Origin of the sequence: Streptomyces sp. P9(2023), from assembly GCF_032436795.1 — a bacterium.
Lineage (GTDB): Bacteria > Actinomycetota > Actinomycetes > Streptomycetales > Streptomycetaceae > Streptomyces.
Genome location: NZ_JAUPWM010000025.1, coordinates 50,027 through 63,795 on the forward strand (window position 1 = coordinate 50,027; position 13,769 = coordinate 63,795).

The 13,769-nt window shown below is 70.5% G+C and carries 16 protein-coding genes and 1 pseudogene; 10 read left to right on the forward strand and 7 right to left on the reverse strand.

The annotated features are described in order from the left end of the window. Positions 1-13 precede the first annotated feature (13 nt). The 6 genes from Q5762_RS26130 (at position 14) to Q5762_RS26155 (ending at position 5,070) form a co-directional block, all read left to right on the forward strand. Positions 14-292, forward strand: coding sequence for a MoaD/ThiS family protein (locus Q5762_RS26130; protein WP_315894685.1), 279 nt, complete (start codon positions 14-16; stop codon positions 290-292). 432 nt (positions 293-724) lie between these two features. Further along, a complete protein-coding gene (locus Q5762_RS26135) occupies positions 725-928 on the forward strand; it encodes a cold-shock protein (RefSeq protein WP_005315736.1) in 204 nt (67 codons plus the stop codon). 322 nt (positions 929-1,250) lie between these two features. Then, entirely contained in the window at positions 1,251-2,879 is a 1,629-nt protein-coding gene (groL, locus tag Q5762_RS26140; RefSeq protein WP_315894686.1) for a chaperonin GroEL, read from the forward strand. Positions 2,880-3,042: 163 nt separating this feature from the next. Beyond that, positions 3,043-3,510, forward strand: coding sequence for an SRPBCC family protein (locus tag Q5762_RS26145; RefSeq protein WP_315894687.1), 468 nt, complete (start codon positions 3,043-3,045; stop codon positions 3,508-3,510). Continuing rightward, positions 3,507-4,061, forward strand: coding sequence for a GNAT family N-acetyltransferase (locus Q5762_RS26150; RefSeq protein WP_315894688.1), 555 nt, complete (start codon positions 3,507-3,509; stop codon positions 4,059-4,061). The genes Q5762_RS26145 and Q5762_RS26150 overlap by 4 nt, the downstream gene beginning before the upstream one ends. A 79-nt stretch (positions 4,062-4,140) precedes the next feature. Next, positions 4,141-5,070 (forward strand): hypothetical protein, encoded by a 930-nt coding sequence (locus Q5762_RS26155; RefSeq protein WP_315894689.1) that lies wholly within the window; start codon positions 4,141-4,143, stop codon positions 5,068-5,070. Here the strand turns inward: Q5762_RS26155 and Q5762_RS26160 are convergent. After that, positions 5,034-5,939 (reverse strand): AraC family transcriptional regulator, encoded by a 906-nt coding sequence (locus tag Q5762_RS26160; RefSeq protein ID WP_315894690.1) that lies wholly within the window; start codon positions 5,937-5,939, stop codon positions 5,034-5,036. The two genes, Q5762_RS26155 and Q5762_RS26160, sit on opposite strands and share 37 nt — an antisense overlap. Before the next feature lie 49 nt (positions 5,940-5,988). Here Q5762_RS26160 and Q5762_RS26165 point away from each other — a divergent pair, with 49 nt between their 5' ends. Beyond that, positions 5,989-6,492 carry a DUF2000 domain-containing protein gene (locus Q5762_RS26165; protein ID WP_315894691.1) on the forward strand — a complete coding sequence of 168 codons (504 nt, stop codon included), beginning with the start codon at positions 5,989-5,991 and terminating at the stop codon, positions 6,490-6,492. A 10-nt stretch (positions 6,493-6,502) separates the two neighbouring features. Here the strand turns inward: Q5762_RS26165 and Q5762_RS26170 are convergent, their stop codons facing one another. Together Q5762_RS26170 and Q5762_RS26175 are read right to left on the reverse strand one after the other, a co-directional pair. After that, positions 6,503-6,814: a hypothetical protein gene (locus Q5762_RS26170; protein WP_315894692.1), complete on the reverse strand. Its 312-nt coding sequence runs from the start codon at positions 6,812-6,814 to the stop codon at positions 6,503-6,505. A 169-nt stretch (positions 6,815-6,983) separates the two neighbouring features. Beyond that, a complete protein-coding gene (locus Q5762_RS26175) occupies positions 6,984-7,988 on the reverse strand; it encodes a helix-turn-helix domain-containing protein (protein ID WP_315894720.1) in 1,005 nt (334 codons plus the stop codon). Positions 7,989-8,116: 128 nt separating this feature from the next. Between Q5762_RS26175 and Q5762_RS26180 the strand changes: the two genes are divergently transcribed. After that, positions 8,117-8,728, forward strand: coding sequence for a cysteine hydrolase family protein (locus Q5762_RS26180; RefSeq protein WP_315894693.1), 612 nt, complete (start codon positions 8,117-8,119; stop codon positions 8,726-8,728). A gap of 32 nt (positions 8,729-8,760) precedes the next feature. Here Q5762_RS26180 and Q5762_RS26185 read toward each other — a convergent pair whose 3' ends face one another. The 4 genes and pseudogenes from Q5762_RS26185 to Q5762_RS26200 form a co-directional block, all read right to left on the reverse strand. Further along, entirely contained in the window at positions 8,761-9,438 is a 678-nt protein-coding gene (locus Q5762_RS26185) for a Uma2 family endonuclease (RefSeq protein WP_315894694.1), read from the reverse strand. A 56-nt stretch (positions 9,439-9,494) separates the two neighbouring features. Further along, a pseudogene (locus tag Q5762_RS26190) lies at positions 9,495-10,317 on the reverse strand (hypothetical protein). A 242-nt stretch (positions 10,318-10,559) separates the two neighbouring features. Further along, positions 10,560-10,829, reverse strand: a complete 270-nt coding sequence (locus tag Q5762_RS26195) for a DUF397 domain-containing protein (RefSeq protein WP_315894695.1) — start codon at positions 10,827-10,829, stop codon at positions 10,560-10,562. Next, a complete protein-coding gene (locus Q5762_RS26200; RefSeq protein WP_315894696.1) occupies positions 10,810-11,652 on the reverse strand; it encodes a helix-turn-helix transcriptional regulator in 843 nt (280 codons plus the stop codon). The genes Q5762_RS26195 and Q5762_RS26200 overlap by 20 nt, the downstream gene beginning before the upstream one ends. Positions 11,653-11,772: 120 nt before the next feature. Here Q5762_RS26200 and Q5762_RS26205 point away from each other — a divergent pair, with 120 nt between their 5' ends. After that, entirely contained in the window at positions 11,773-11,988 is a 216-nt protein-coding gene (locus tag Q5762_RS26205; RefSeq protein ID WP_315894697.1) for a hypothetical protein, read from the forward strand. A gap of 304 nt (positions 11,989-12,292) precedes the next feature. Beyond that, positions 12,293-13,765, forward strand: coding sequence for an alpha/beta hydrolase (locus Q5762_RS26210; protein WP_315894698.1), 1,473 nt, complete (start codon positions 12,293-12,295; stop codon positions 13,763-13,765). The last annotated feature ends 4 nt before the right edge of the window (positions 13,766-13,769 follow it).

Below are 13,769 nucleotides of genomic sequence, written 5' to 3' on the forward strand. Positions count from 1 at the left end.
AAGGCAGCACCACATGAGCGTCAAGGTCCGTATCCCCACCATCCTCCGTACCTACACGGGCGGCCAGGCCGAGGTCCCGGCGGAGGGCGCCACCCTGTCCGAGGTCATCGCCGACCTGGAGAAGAACCACGCGGGCATCGCCGCCCGTGTCCTGGACGACCAGGGCAAGCTGCGCCGCTTCGTCAACGTGTACGTGAACGACGACGACGTGCGCTTCGAGCAGGGCCTGGAGACGGCGACGCCGGACGGCGCGGGCGTCTCGATCATCCCGGCGGTCGCGGGCGGCTGCTGAGCGCTTTGACCGATAGCGCGCCCGCGGGCTCGCTTTACCCGGAGTAACCGAATTGCCCCCTCCCGCTGGAGAAGCGGAGGGGGCAATTCTGCATGGTTGAGCGGGGTAGAGTTGGGGAAGTCCCCCCGGCTCCACTCCGCCGCTCCGTGCCAGGCGCATATGAGAATGCGTCCGCACGTGACAAGAAGCAGCCAAAGTGCACGAACGTTGTGTACCTTCTGCGCGCTTTGCCGGGCCCGACTTGCCCCGGAATTCATTCAATTCTCCGGAATTCTCCTTTACGCCGTGCCCAGAATTCTCGTCCGATTGACCTGTTGCAGAGGGCAGTTGGGCAGATACATTCAGCCGCGGTCGACGCGTTCCGGCGCAGGGTCTGACCCGGGTCCGCGAAGTGCGGGTCCCGCGCAAGGGCCAGTAATAGGGGAGTTAGGCATGGCTCAGGGCACCGTCAAGTGGTTCAACGCGGAGAAGGGCTACGGCTTCATCGCGGTCGACGGTGGTGCGGATGTATTCGTCCACTACAGCGCGATCCAGATGGACGGTTACCGCACCCTCGAAGAGGGTCAGCGGGTCGAGTTCGAGATCTCGCAGGGCCAGAAGGGTCCGCAGGCGGACATGGTCAAGCTCGCCGTCTGAGCACGGCGCGATCGGCCACCACGTACGCATCACGCGTTCTCACGCCGAGGGGTCCGCATCCTGACCAGGATGCGGACCCCTCGTGCGTGTTCGGGCGGGTGCGCGCACAGGGGTTCCGATCACCGAGAGGCGCTTGCACTCTCCTATGCCGAGTGCTAATCATTGCGTTAGCACTCTGAAGGTGAGAGTGCTTACGAGGATCGGGCAGACGAGGTCCGCGGCCAGGTGGGGCAAGGAACCGCCGGGTACGCAGGCCGTCCGTCGCGGGCGTCGGCGCGGTCCTGGAGCGTTATCCACCCCATGTCCGGGAGGACCACTTCACATGGCCAAGATCATCGCGTTCGACGAGGAGGCACGGCGCGGTCTCGAGCGCGGGATGAACCAGCTCGCCGACGCCGTCAAGGTCACCCTTGGCCCCAAGGGCCGTAACGTCGTCCTCGAGAAGAAGTGGGGCGCCCCCACGATCACCAACGATGGTGTTTCCATCGCCAAGGAGATCGAGCTCGAGGACCCGTACGAGAAGATCGGCGCCGAGCTGGTCAAGGAAGTCGCCAAGAAGACGGACGACGTCGCCGGTGACGGTACGACCACCGCGACCGTCCTCGCCCAGGCGCTCGTCCGCGAGGGCCTGCGCAACGTGGCGGCCGGCGCCAACCCGATGGCCCTCAAGCGCGGCATCGAGAAGGCCGTCGAGGCCGTCTCCGGCGCCCTGCTCGAGCAGGCGAAGGATGTCGAGACCAAGGAGCAGATCGCTTCCACGGCCTCCATCTCCGCCGCCGACACCCAGATCGGCGAGCTCATCGCCGAGGCGATGGACAAGGTCGGCAAGGAAGGCGTCATCACCGTCGAGGAGTCCCAGACCTTCGGTCTGGAGCTGGAGCTCACCGAGGGTATGCGCTTCGACAAGGGCTACATCTCGGCGTACTTCGCCACCGACATGGAGCGCATGGAGTCGTCCCTGGACGACCCGTACCTCCTGATCGTCAACTCCAAGATCTCCTCGGTCAAGGACCTGCTCCCGCTCCTGGAGAAGGTCATGCAGTCGGGCAAGCCGCTGCTGATCATCGCCGAGGACGTCGAGGGCGAGGCCCTGTCGACCCTGGTCGTCAACAAGATCCGCGGCACCTTCAAGTCCGTCGCGGTCAAGGCCCCGGGCTTCGGCGACCGTCGTAAGGCCATGCTGAACGACATCGCCATCCTCACGGGCGGCACGGTCATCTCCGAGGAGGTCGGCCTCAAGCTCGAGAACGCGGGCCTGGACCTGCTGGGCCGCGCCCGCAAGGTCGTCATCACCAAGGACGAGACCACGATCGTCGACGGTGCCGGTGACAGCGAGCAGGTCGCCGGTCGCGTGAACCAGATTCGCGCCGAGATCGAGAACAGCGACTCGGACTACGACCGCGAGAAGCTCCAGGAGCGCCTGGCGAAGCTCGCCGGTGGCGTCGCGGTCATCAAGGCCGGTGCCGCGACCGAGGTCGAGCTCAAGGAGCGCAAGCACCGCATCGAGGACGCCGTTCGCAACGCGAAGGCGGCCGTCGAGGAGGGCATCGTCGCCGGTGGTGGCGTGGCCCTGCTCCAGGCTTCCTCGGTCTTCGAGAAGCTCGAGGCGGACCTGTCGGGCGACGAGGCCACCGGTGCCAACATCGTCAAGCTGGCGCTCGAGGCCCCGCTGAAGCAGATCGCCATCAACGCCGGCCTCGAGGGCGGCGTCGTGGCGGAGAAGGTCCGCAACCTGCCCGTCGGTCACGGCCTGAACGCCGCGACCAACGAGTACGTGGACCTCATCGCCGAGGGCATCATCGACCCGGCGAAGGTGACGCGTTCCGCGCTGCAGAACGCGGCCTCCATCGCCGCGCTGTTCCTGACCACCGAGGCCGTCATCGCCGACAAGCCCGAGAAGGCCGGCGCGGCCGCCCCGGGTGGCATGCCGGGCGGTGACATGGACTTCTGAGCTCCGGCTCGGTAGTTCCTCGCTGTATCGCCGTACGCGAAAGCTGTACGCGAAAGCTGTACGCGACTGAGGGCGGCACTCCCTGTGGGGGGTGCCGCCCTCGGGCGTTCGGGGTGATTCGGAGTGATGCTGGGAGGAGGGCCCCGAGAGGCGGGAGCGAGCCATGGTCACGTTGCTGACGACACCGGCCGACCGCGAGCTGGTCATCACCCGCACCTTCGGCGCCCCGCCCGCCCGGGTCTGGCAGGCGTGGACCCGGCCCGAGCACGTCCGCCAGTGGTACGGCGTGGCCGCGATGCCCACGACGATCTGCGACATCGACCTGCGGGTCGGCGGCGCGTGGCGCTGGGGCCAGCGGGCGCCCGACGGCCGGGAGATCGTCTTCTCCGGTACGTACGAGGAGATCCTCCCGAACGAGCGCCTCGTCTACACGGAGGTCTTCGAGCTCATGCCCGGCCCGCCGGTCCACGTCACCCTCACCTTCGACGACACCCCGGACGGCGGCACGGCGCTGACCAGCACCTCGATGTGGCCGTCCTCGGAGATGCGCGACCAGGCGCTGGCGACCGGGATGGAGGCGGGAGTCAAGGAGGAGTACGACCGTCTCGCGGTGTACCTGGAGACGATGTGAGCCTGGTCGTGCCGCGGCTCCCGGCGGGCTCCTTCGAGGTGCGCCCGTGGGAGCGGGCGGACCTGCCGCTGGTGGAGGAGGCGTCGTCGGACCCGTACATCCCGCTGACGAACACGGTTCCGCCGGTGTACTCGGAGGGGGAGGGCGAGGCGTTCGTACGGCGGCAGTGGAGCCGCGCCGAGACGGGCGCGGGCTACTCGTTCGTGATCGTCCGCCGCCGGGACGCCCGCCCGGCGGGCATGATCGGCCTCTGGCTGCGTGACCTCCCGGAGGGCCGGGCGACCCTCGGCTACTGGGTCGCGCCGTCCTGCCGGGGCGAGGGCGCCGCGGCGGCGGCGCTGACGGCGGTGAGTGGCTGGGCGCTGGACGAACTGGGCATCCCACGGCTCCAGTTGCTCGTCGAACCCTGGAACGAGGCCTCGGCGAGAACGGCGGAACGGGCCGGGTTCGTACGGGAGGGACTGCTCCGGTCCTGGCAGGAAGTGGGCGGCGAGCGGCGGGACATGGTGATGTACGGGCGGGTGCGGACGGGAGGCGAGGTCTCTCGGTAGGGGGCATTGCGCGGGGCATTGCGCGGGGCGCGGGGGCGTGGGCACCCTGGGGGGAACCGGACCCGCGGGGGTGGAGCCGATGCGCCGCAACGAACTGCCGTACCTCTCCCACTACTCGGAGCTGTCGCGCCGACAGGCCGGGCAGGAGGAGGTGGAACTGGTCGACGGGCGGGTGCGGGTCTTCGAGGAGTTCCCGGACTACCTCCTCGCCAGCCGGAGATGGGACGGCTCCTTCTTCCTGGTGCGCACGCCGGGGCCCAGGGACGCCACGGGGTCGGTCGTCCCGTGCACGCCGGAGGCGGGCCGCCGCTGGGTGCGGGCCGCCGTCGCGCACGCGACGACGGTGGACGCGATCAGCTCGGAACTCGTCGCCGCCCACCGCCGGGTGCTCGCCGTCGAGTGGTGGAAGCCGTGGGCGATGCGGCGCGCGCTGGCCGCCTGGGTGGAGACCAGGGAGCGGTACGAGCGGGCGCTGCGGGCGGCCCATGAGGCGTACGCACCGGTGGGCGAGGAGATCCGTGGGGCGATCCGGGCCGAGCGGGAGAAGGCGGCCGAGGAGGCGCGCGAGCGGGCCCGCCTTGAGGCGGAGGAGCGCGAACGGAGGGCGCGGCTCGCGGAGCGGGCGGTCTGGGGCTGGTCCGTGGTGGAGGAGGCGGAGGGCGGTGGCCGGCGGGTGGTCCACGTCTTCCGGCACGACGTCCCCAGCGCGGAGTTGCCCGCGTCGGTACGGACGGAAGGGAGCGCCCACGTCGACCTGGCGGGCCTGCGCCGGGCGCTCCTGGACCTGAACCTGCCCGACGTGGTGTGGGACCGCGCCGCGCTGCGGGTGGCCCGGCGGGAGGCGGGCCTCGGCTTCCGGCACTGGTGGCAGGAGCTGTTCTACGAGAACTACCGCACCCTCACGGAGCCCCCGCCCCCACCGCGCTCCTCGCGCTGGACCGGCGGCGGCACGGGGACGAGCGGCACGGGCGGCTACAGCGGCGGCTTCAGCTGCGCGGGCGGGTTCTGAGCGGAGCGATTCTGTGCGGAGCCAATCTGTGCGGAGCCAATCTGTGCGGAGGGTTTCTGTGCCGAGCGTTTCTGAGCGAAGCGGCCGGGTGTGGTTCCCACGTGGCGTCTGAAATGGCGGGTCAGGTGGGACTGGTCGTAGAAGCCCGTCGCCGTGGCCACCTCCGCGAGCGGGTGGCCGGTGAGGAGGAGGCGGCGGGCCTCGGTGATGCGGCGGGACGTCACGTACTGGTGCGGGGCGATGCCGAAGGCCGTGGTGAACGCGCGTACCAGGTGGGTGGGGTGGGCGTGGACGAGCGTCGCGGCCTCGGCCAGGGTCACGCCGTCGCGCAACCGTGCGTCGAGGAGCTCCCGCAGGGTGTGGGCGACGCCCCGTACCGCCGTCGCGGAGTCCGCCGTTCCGGCGGTGGTGGGGTGGGGGCGCAGGTGGGCGCGGAGGCGTTCGGAGATCATGGCGAGGCGGCTCTCGGCCTCCAGTTCCTCGCCCGGGTGCGCCAGCGCCGCGTGCAGCTGGGCCACCCGGGCGCGCAGCAGCGGGTCGGCGAGGTCGGGGTCGTCCACCGCCGGGCCGATGAAGGTCTCGTCCAGCTGGGTCAGGTCCAGATAGAGCACCCGTTTGCGGAAGCCGCGCGGGGTGGCGGGTGAGCCGTTGTGCGGGACCTGGGGTGGGAGCAGCGACACCGTGTCGTGCGGGGTGCCGTGCTCGCGGCGGTCCAGGTCGTAGCGGACCGCGCCGTCGTCGACGATCAGCAGCGTCCACACGTCGTGGACGTGCATCGGGTACGCGTGCTCGGTGAAGTGGGCGTGGAAGACCTCCACGACACCCGGGACACCGGGGCGCCACGCGGACACCGACTGACGCGCCACCATGCAAAGAACGTACAAGAGGGGGACGAGGGGCGACGGGCAGTCTCAGGGCATGAACATCGAGAACGTGACCGGGGCGACCACAGGGTCCGCCCCACGGCCCACCGCGGGGCCCGCCACCGAGAGCCCGGTCGGCGATTCCGCCGTACGGTTCGACACCAAGATCGCCGTGCTGCTGCGCGAGGACCTGGAGACCTGGCAGCGGCTCAACGTCACCGCGTTCCTGGTCAGCGGCCTCGGCTCCGCGCTCCCCGAGGTGATCGGGGAGCCGTACGCCGACGCCGGCGACGTCCCCTATCTGCCGATGTTCCGGCAGCCCGTCCTCGTCTTCGAGGGGACGAAGGAGACGCTGACGGCCGCGCACGGCCGCGCCCTCTCGCGCGCGCTGCCCCGCGCGGTCTTCACCGCCGATCTGTTCGCCACCGGCAACGACCGGGACAAACGCGCGGCGGTGCGGGCGGTGCGGACGGACCGGCTGGATGTGGTGGGGCTCGCCGTGTACGGGCCGCGCAACGCGGTCGGCAAGGTCCTCAAGGGAGCGAGGATGCACCCCTAGGGCGGGTCACCTACGGGAGGTCTGTGCTTGGCCGGCGACGCCAGTCCCATCCGGGGTGACGGTCCACCAGCGTGAGGAACTCGCTCGCCTGCAGGATCTCGTGGTGGTTGGTGTCGACAAGACCGTCGACACCAGGCAGGACGTCGCGGAGGAAGGCCCGGGCCGCGTCCATGGACTGGCACGACACATAGACCGCGTACGGTTCGCCGATCCTGGTCGCCACCTGATCGAGCTCGTCCGGCTCGTAGTCCGTCAGGATCCCACCCGAGAGGTCGATGTAGTACGAGTACCCGTGCAGGTGCAGCTTTTCGCCGCCCGTCACGGGATCCGGCTCGAGCTCGAGGGAACGGATTCGCCCTTCGAACGACGGGCGTCGCTCCGCGGCGACAAGAATGATCACGGATGGCCAGGACACGCGTTCACCTCCCCGGCGACCGTAGTCGAGCAGCCCCCTGGGGTCGCCCGGATTTTCCGTTCGACGGGGGCAGGTTCTAGGGCCGGTCCGTACGGAAGCGGCTGCGGTACTCCGTCGGGGTGGTGTCGAGGCGGCGGCGGAAGGCTCGGATCAGGGTGTCCGTCGTGCCGAAGCCGCATGTCGTCGCGATCCGGTCCAGGGTGTCGTCCGTCGTTTCGAGGGCGGCGCGGGCGCGCTCGACGCGGGCCGCCTCGATGTAGACGGCCGGGGTGACGCCGAGCTCCTCCTTGAAGATGCGGGTGAGCTGGCGGCTGCTGACGTGGGCGTGGGCGGCGAGGTCGTCGACCGTGAGGGGTTCGGCGAGGTGGCGGGTGATGTGGTGGCGGAGGTCCTCCACGCGCCGGGTCGTGGAGACGGGTTCGAGCGGGACGCTGAACTGGCTCTGGCCGCTGGGGCGTTTGAGGTACATCACCAGTTGGCGAGCGACGCGCAGCGCGACCGTCTCGCCGAAGTCCTCCGCGACGAGGGCGAGCGAGAGGTCGAGGCAGGCGCTGATGCCCGCGCCGGTCCACACGTCGCCCTCGCGGATGAAGATCGGGTCGGCGTCGACCTGGACCAGCGGATGTTCGGCGGCGAGCTGCCGCGCGGTCGACCAGTGGGTGGTGGCGCGCTTGCCGTCGAGCAGCCCGGCCGCCGCGAGGATGTGCGCGCCGACGCAGACGGAGGTGATGCGGCGGGTCCGGGCGGCGAGGGTACGGACCCGGTCGACGATCGCCGGGTCGGCGAGGGCGTGCACGCGGCGCCGGCCGTCGGTCTCCGTCCCGGCCTCGACCGCGCCGGGGACGAGGAGCGTGTCGATGCTTCCCGTGCCCACGTCGTCGAAGGTGACGTCCGGGAGGATCCGTACCCCGGCGGACGTCGTGACCGGGTCCATGGTCTCGGCGGCGAGGACGACGCGGTAGCCGGAGGCGTCGTCCGTCTCGTGGCGCAGGAGCGCGAAGACCTCGGGCGGTCCTGTGACGTCGAGCAGGTCGACGCCTTCGAAGAGGACGATGACGATCAGGCGCTCCACGGGGCTCACGGGGCTCACCGGGCTCACCGGGCTCACTCTCCATGTCCGTATCTGCAAGTTGGCTGACATTGCCGACGTGTCGTCGTCGGCCATAGCGTTTCAGGCGTAGCGAAAGACACCGAGTTGGGGGTTCTTCCATGGGTACGAGCACGTCCACGACCGCGTCCGCGACTCTGCGCGAAGTCAGTGGTCTCGACGCGACGCCCGCGTCGCTCGCCGACTCCACGCTGATCCTGGTCGACTACCAGAACACGTACACGCGCGGCGTGATGGAGCTGACCGGCTGGCAGGCCGCGCTCGACTCCGCCGCCGCGTTGCTCGGGCGGGCCCGGGAGGCCGGCGCGACCGTCATCCACGTCATGAACGACGGTGCCGAGGGCACTCCGTACGACATCGGGGCCGAGATCGGCGCGATCCACCCGAGCGTCGCGCCCGTCGCGGGCGAGACCGTCGTCGTCAAGCAGGCCCCGAACGCCTTCGTCGGCACCGACCTCGGCGAGCACGTCGACGCCGCCGGGCACAAGGACGTCATCGTGGTCGGGTTCATGACGCACATGTGCGTCACGTTCACCTCCGAGGGCGCCTTCCTGCGCGGGAACCGGCCCACCGTCGTCGCCGACGCCTGCGCGACCCGGCCGCTGCGGTCGGCGGTCGCCGAGGTCTCCGCCGAGCAGCTCCACCACAGCGCGCTGGCCACCATCGGCGACCTGTACGGGGTCGTCGTCGCGTCGGGGGCTGAGCTGAGCTGACCGGGCCGAGGGGCCTCGACGTCCCGCTGGTCTCAGTGGGCGTAGTCCTTGAGCTTCTCGGTGTCGAGGGTGATGTCCACGGGGCCGGGGAGGGGGACGGTGGCGCCGAAGGGGTAGGACGCCTGCTGGTGGTAGGTGCCGTCTTCCGGGTCGGTGAAGACGGTGAGGGCGTCGCGGTCGCGGTCGACGAGAAGGTAGACGGGGATGCCGGCGGCGGCGTAGCCGTCGCGCTTCTCGACGCGGTCGCGGCGGTGCGTGTCGGAATCGTGGGAGGTGACCTCGACGGCCATCAGGACGCCGGAAGGGTCGGCCCACTCGCCGTGACCGGCGAAGTATCCGACCGGAGCGAGGCATCCGTCCGCGCGGGCTCGGCCCCCTCTGTACGTCTTGATCGCCAGGCCCTGCTCCGGGTACAGCGCGAGTTCGGGGCGGTGTTGCATGCACTGGCGCATGAGCCACATGTAGATCTCGCCGTGGTCGCCGTCCGGCACGGGCTTGACCCTCAGCTTTCCGTTGATGAGTTCGAGGGTGACTCCTTCGGGTGCCACGCGGGCGAGCTCCTCGAAGTCGTCGATGTCGATCGGCCCGTACTTGACGACGAGCCGTCCGCCGAGGAATTCGAGCTTCACCCCTTCGGGGGCTCGGTCGGCGAGCTCCTCGAAGTCCTCGATCGACATGTCGTCCGGGTAGTCGGCGGTGCTGGGGGTCATGGGATCGCCTCCTCCCCTCCATCGTGCCCCGCCGTCGGCGCGGATGAGCTGAACGGTCATGTGTGAGTCCCTTCGCGGGCGACTTCGCGGATGCGGATGGCCGCCGCGTGGGCGCGGACGCGGGCGGCTGGGAGGGCGGGGTCGCGATGGGTGGGTGCGGGTTCGCCGTGGCAGGGGCCGCACTCGCCCTCCCGGAGGAGGTGGGCGTAGGCCGGCGCGCCGCACTTGGCGCACTCCAGGAGGCGCAGCGGCGGTCGGTCGCGGCGGATCGGTTCCGGCGGAAGCTTCGTCGTCAGGCGCCTGCGGGCGAGGGCAGCGGGGTGGTGGACGGGGGTCGGGAGACCAGTGGTGAGGGCGCGAGTGACGTCGTCCTCGGTCGCGTCCCGGGCGAACCACTCGTCGACCAGGGGCGCCAGGGCCTGGCATTCGGTGTGGGACAAGGGACATCGCGGCGTCGGCTCGGCCGAGGGCGGCGAGCAGGATGTAGGCGCGTGAGCGGGTGGGCCGCTGCTTCGGGACGTCGCCGCGCTGGAAGGCCGACCACCAGGCGTCGTCACGGGCCGTACGGGACCACCACGTTCGGGTGATCCAGCGGCCGTCGACGCACTCGCGGCCCCGGCGTAGATGCCCGGCCCGTGCGATGCGGGTGAGCGCGGTGCGCATCGCGCACTGGCCGTAGGGGAGGTGCTTGGCCAGCGTCTTCACGGAGATGTCGCTGCCCTCGGCGAGCCGGTCGATGTACGCGGCGACGGCGGCCTCGCGGGGCGGGAGGCGCGCGAAGTCGGCGGGGGCGGGAGGGAGTTGGTGCGGCGCGGAACGCTTCCCGTAGCCGGGGTTGGCGAGGGGGTGGGGCTCAGCACTAAACTCGGCGTCAGCCATGGATCGAGAATTTCGCTTTCGATCTGGTTGGTGAGGCCCTCGCAGGTGTTGGAGCACCGGCGGGGGCCGTTCTTATTCACGTGTTCACTCACCGTAGAGGCATATGACGCTGGGTGGCAAGTCGCTCGCGGAGAGTCAACTCCGAGGGTGGGTGGGTGGGTTGAACCAGACCCGTACCCATTCCGTAGAACAGCGCTCGAAGCTCGGAACTTGAGCTTCGGGCCCTTGGACGGTCGCTTCGCTCAACGGGGTTCAGCGACGCCCTCGATGAACGCGGCCCATGCGGCGGTCCGAAACGCGAGCTTCGGGCCGTCGGGGTTCTTGGAGTCACGGACGGGGACGATGCCGGGATGGTCGTCGGAGACTTCGAGGCAGTTGCCGCCATCGCCCCCGCTGTACGAGGACTTGCGCCAGGTGGCGACCTCGACGCAGTCGCTGCCGTCGCCGGCGCTGTAGCTCGACTTGAACCAGACTGTCGTGCTCAGGTCGTACTCAGGAGTGCTGGTCTTCATGCGCGTAATCCTCCACCACGGACTCGATCAGGGCCAGGGACTCACGGGGTGACAACGCGGCGGCCCCGACGAGATCGTAGGTGAGCATGTGGCGCGCCACGCTCGCCGGATCGTCCTCCAGGCGGCCTGATCCGTGGCCCTGCAAGTACGCCAGGGGAGGGGCGTCTTCGAAGGTCATCAGTTTGACCGGACCGTCCAGTGACGCGTGGGCTCCCGCCCTGAATGGGAGCACCTGCACGATCACCCTGTGCCGCCGCGCCAGGCCCGCCACATATCCAAGAGCCTCCGCCATCACTGCGGCCCCGCCCACTCTCTGATGCAGCACCGCCTCTCCCAGTACCACCCACAACAAAGGCCTTGTTGGGTCGTCCAGCAACCGGCCCCGAGCCAGCCTCGCCGCGACCAAGTCGTCGATCACCTCCGTGGTGGCCGTCGGCTGATACGCCCGGAACACCTCCCTTGCGTACGCGGGTGTCTGCAGCAAGCCCGGGATCAGCAGCGGCTCGAACTCCTTGATCGCCGCCGCTACAGCCTCCGCTTCCGCCGCCTCCGCGAAATGGTCCGGATACTTCGACTTGTTCGCCGCCTTGCAGTTCCGCGCGAAGAAGCCGTCCGTACCCAACACCTCGTCCAGTTGGGACGCGATCTCCGGCCGGATCCGTCTCGTACCCGCCTCCATCTGACCGATGTACGAGCCGCTCACGAAGAGCAACTCGCCCAGCGCCTCCTGGCTCAGGCCCTTCCGTTCCCGTGCGTGGCGTAGTTCCGCGCCGATTATCGCTCGGGGTGAGGTCGACGGGTCTGGCTTCCTCTGTTCGGCCATGGACATCAACTCCCGCTCGCACATCTGGGGTTGTTGGGGCTCCACCACTGTTCCCCAGTCTTCTCCATCCGGACACTCGGTGGAGGCGAAATCGATACACACAGTGGAAAGGCCCGTAAAATGCCCACTGCGCTTGAGCGTCTGCAAGCCGTTCAGGAAGCCGTCACCCAGCTCAAGGGTGAGTTCGACGCCCTCGGCGTCGCCCTGCCCTCCCTCGGTGTCGACCCGCTCACGATGGCCGGGACCGGAGAGGCGTACCCGCTCGTCGAGCTCGGGCGGTGCAACCTCGACACCGCGTTGCGGCTCGCGGCCGTCCTGAACGAGGTCCGTCGGTGAACGCCGGGGCGTACGTCGGGGCGTACGTCGTGGACGCCCGTGACGGGCGGATCGGTCGGGTCATGGGGCGCGTAGGGCCCTGCGTGCAGCTGAGGCCGCCCGGTGGTGGGCGGGAGTGGGACTGTCCGGCCGAGTGCCTCAGTCCCGCACTGCCCGGGGAGGTGCTCCGGGCCCGGGTGCGGGCGGTCAACCGGGAGGGTCGGCTGCCCTGAAGGTCCCCAGGCGGCAGGTGGGGGTGACCCCACCTCCGATCCACCTGCCGACCGGATGGGGCGTGGGCGCCTGACCGAAGAGGCTTGCACCCATGACGACTTACAGACGCGCCGGCCTGGTTCTCGCCCTCTCCGCCGCCGTCGCGGCCACCCTTACCGTCGCCCCCGGCGCCACCGCGTCCGCCACGCCCGGCCTCTCCTGGAAGGCGTGCGGGCCGGCGGGGCTCAGCCAGGAGTGCGCGACGCTCTCCGTGCCGCAGGACTACGCCGACCCCGACGGGCCGCGGCTCTCCCTGGCTGTCTCCCGGATCCGCAGCGAGCGGCCCGAGGCGCGGCGCGGCACGCTCGTGGTGATTCCGGGTGGGCCCGGGAGTTCCGGGGTGCAGCGGCTCTCGCAGAAGGGGGCGGCGCTGGTCGGGGAGCTGGGTGGGGCGTACGACCTGGTGGCGATGGATCCGCGGGGGGTCGGCGGGAGTTCGACCGCGAGTTGCGGGCTCGACCCGGACGACCGGCGGCTTGTGAACCTGCGGTCGTGGCCGGCCGCCGACGGGTCCATCGACGAGAACGTCGCCCGCTCCCGACGGACCGCCGAGGCCTGTCTGAGCAACGGCGGCGCGCGGCTGCGCAGCTTCACCACGGCGAACCAGGCCCGCGACCTGGACCGGTTCCGGCAGGCGCTGGGCGAGGAGAAGCTCTCCGCGTGGGGGGTGTCGTACGGGACGTACGTCGGTGCCGTGTACGCGCAGAAGTACCCGCACCGCACCGACCGTTGGGTCCTGGACAGCAGCGCCGACCCGGATCCGAAGCGGGTCGCGCGCGGCTGGCTCGCGGACATGGCGATCGGCGCGGAGGACCGGTTCCCGGACTTCGCGGCCTGGGCGGCTCACCCCGACCGCGGCGCGCTGCGGCTGGCCGAACGGGCCGAGGACGTACGGCCGTCGGTGCTCGACCTCGCCGCCCGACTGGACCGGGAGCCGAAGGGGACGACGACCCCCGGCGTACCGCTGACCGGGAACATGCTCCGGCAGGCGCTGCAGAACGCCCTGTACGCCGACGGCGCGTTCGTGTCCTTCGCCCAGCTCGTCGTGGCCGCCCAGGATCCGAAGGCCACGCCCGTCCTGCCCGGGGCCCTGACCGAGCCCCTGCCGGAGACGGACGCGGCGCTCGCCGTCGGCGTGATCTGCAACGACGTGAAGTGGCCCGGCTCGGTGCGGGCCCACGAGCGGGCCGTCGCCGCCGACCGGGCCCGCCACCCGCTGACGGCCGGACTGCCGGCCAACATGACGCCCTGCTCCTTCTGGAAGGCCCCGACCGAGCAGCCGACCCGGATCACCGACCGGGGCCCCTCCAACATCCTGATGATCCAGAGCCTGCGCGACCCCGCCACCCCGTACTCCAGCGGCCTGAAGATGCGCGAGGCCCTGGGCGACCGCGCCCGCCTGGTCTCGGTCGGCCAGGGCGGGCACGGGATGTACCTGGGGAACGGCAACGAGTGCGGGAACGCGGCGGTGACGGCGTTCCTGCGGGACGGGGCGCGGCCGGCCGAGGACGTGCACTGCGGCTAGCCGG

Excerpts from the sequence above, each read along its gene's own strand:
- Q5762_RS26130 (WP_315894685.1), top strand. The coding sequence starts at position 14 with ATGAGCGTCAAGGTCCGTATCCCCACCATCCTCCGTACCTACACGGGC.
- Q5762_RS26165 (WP_315894691.1), top strand. The coding sequence starts at position 5,989 with ATGAACATCGAGAACGTGACCGGGGCGACCACAGGGTCCGCCCCACGG.
- Q5762_RS26205 (WP_315894697.1), top strand. The coding sequence starts at position 11,773 with ATGCCCACTGCGCTTGAGCGTCTGCAAGCCGTTCAGGAAGCCGTCACC.
- Q5762_RS26200 (WP_315894696.1), bottom strand. The coding sequence starts at position 11,652 with ATGGCCGAACAGAGGAAGCCAGACCCGTCGACCTCACCCCGAGCGATA.
- Q5762_RS26195 (WP_315894695.1), bottom strand. The coding sequence starts at position 10,829 with ATGAAGACCAGCACTCCTGAGTACGACCTGAGCACGACAGTCTGGTTC.
- Q5762_RS26135 (WP_005315736.1), top strand. The coding sequence starts at position 725 with ATGGCTCAGGGCACCGTCAAGTGGTTCAACGCGGAGAAGGGCTACGGC.
- Q5762_RS26145 (WP_315894687.1), top strand. The coding sequence starts at position 3,043 with ATGGTCACGTTGCTGACGACACCGGCCGACCGCGAGCTGGTCATCACC.
- Q5762_RS26160 (WP_315894690.1), bottom strand. The coding sequence starts at position 5,939 with ATGGTGGCGCGTCAGTCGGTGTCCGCGTGGCGCCCCGGTGTCCCGGGT.
- Q5762_RS26185 (WP_315894694.1), bottom strand. The coding sequence starts at position 9,438 with ATGACCCCCAGCACCGCCGACTACCCGGACGACATGTCGATCGAGGAC.
- Q5762_RS26210 (WP_315894698.1), top strand. The coding sequence starts at position 12,293 with ATGACGACTTACAGACGCGCCGGCCTGGTTCTCGCCCTCTCCGCCGCC.
- Q5762_RS26155 (WP_315894689.1), top strand. The coding sequence starts at position 4,141 with ATGCGCCGCAACGAACTGCCGTACCTCTCCCACTACTCGGAGCTGTCG.
- groL (WP_315894686.1), top strand. The coding sequence starts at position 1,251 with ATGGCCAAGATCATCGCGTTCGACGAGGAGGCACGGCGCGGTCTCGAG.
- Q5762_RS26180 (WP_315894693.1), top strand. The coding sequence starts at position 8,117 with ATGGGTACGAGCACGTCCACGACCGCGTCCGCGACTCTGCGCGAAGTC.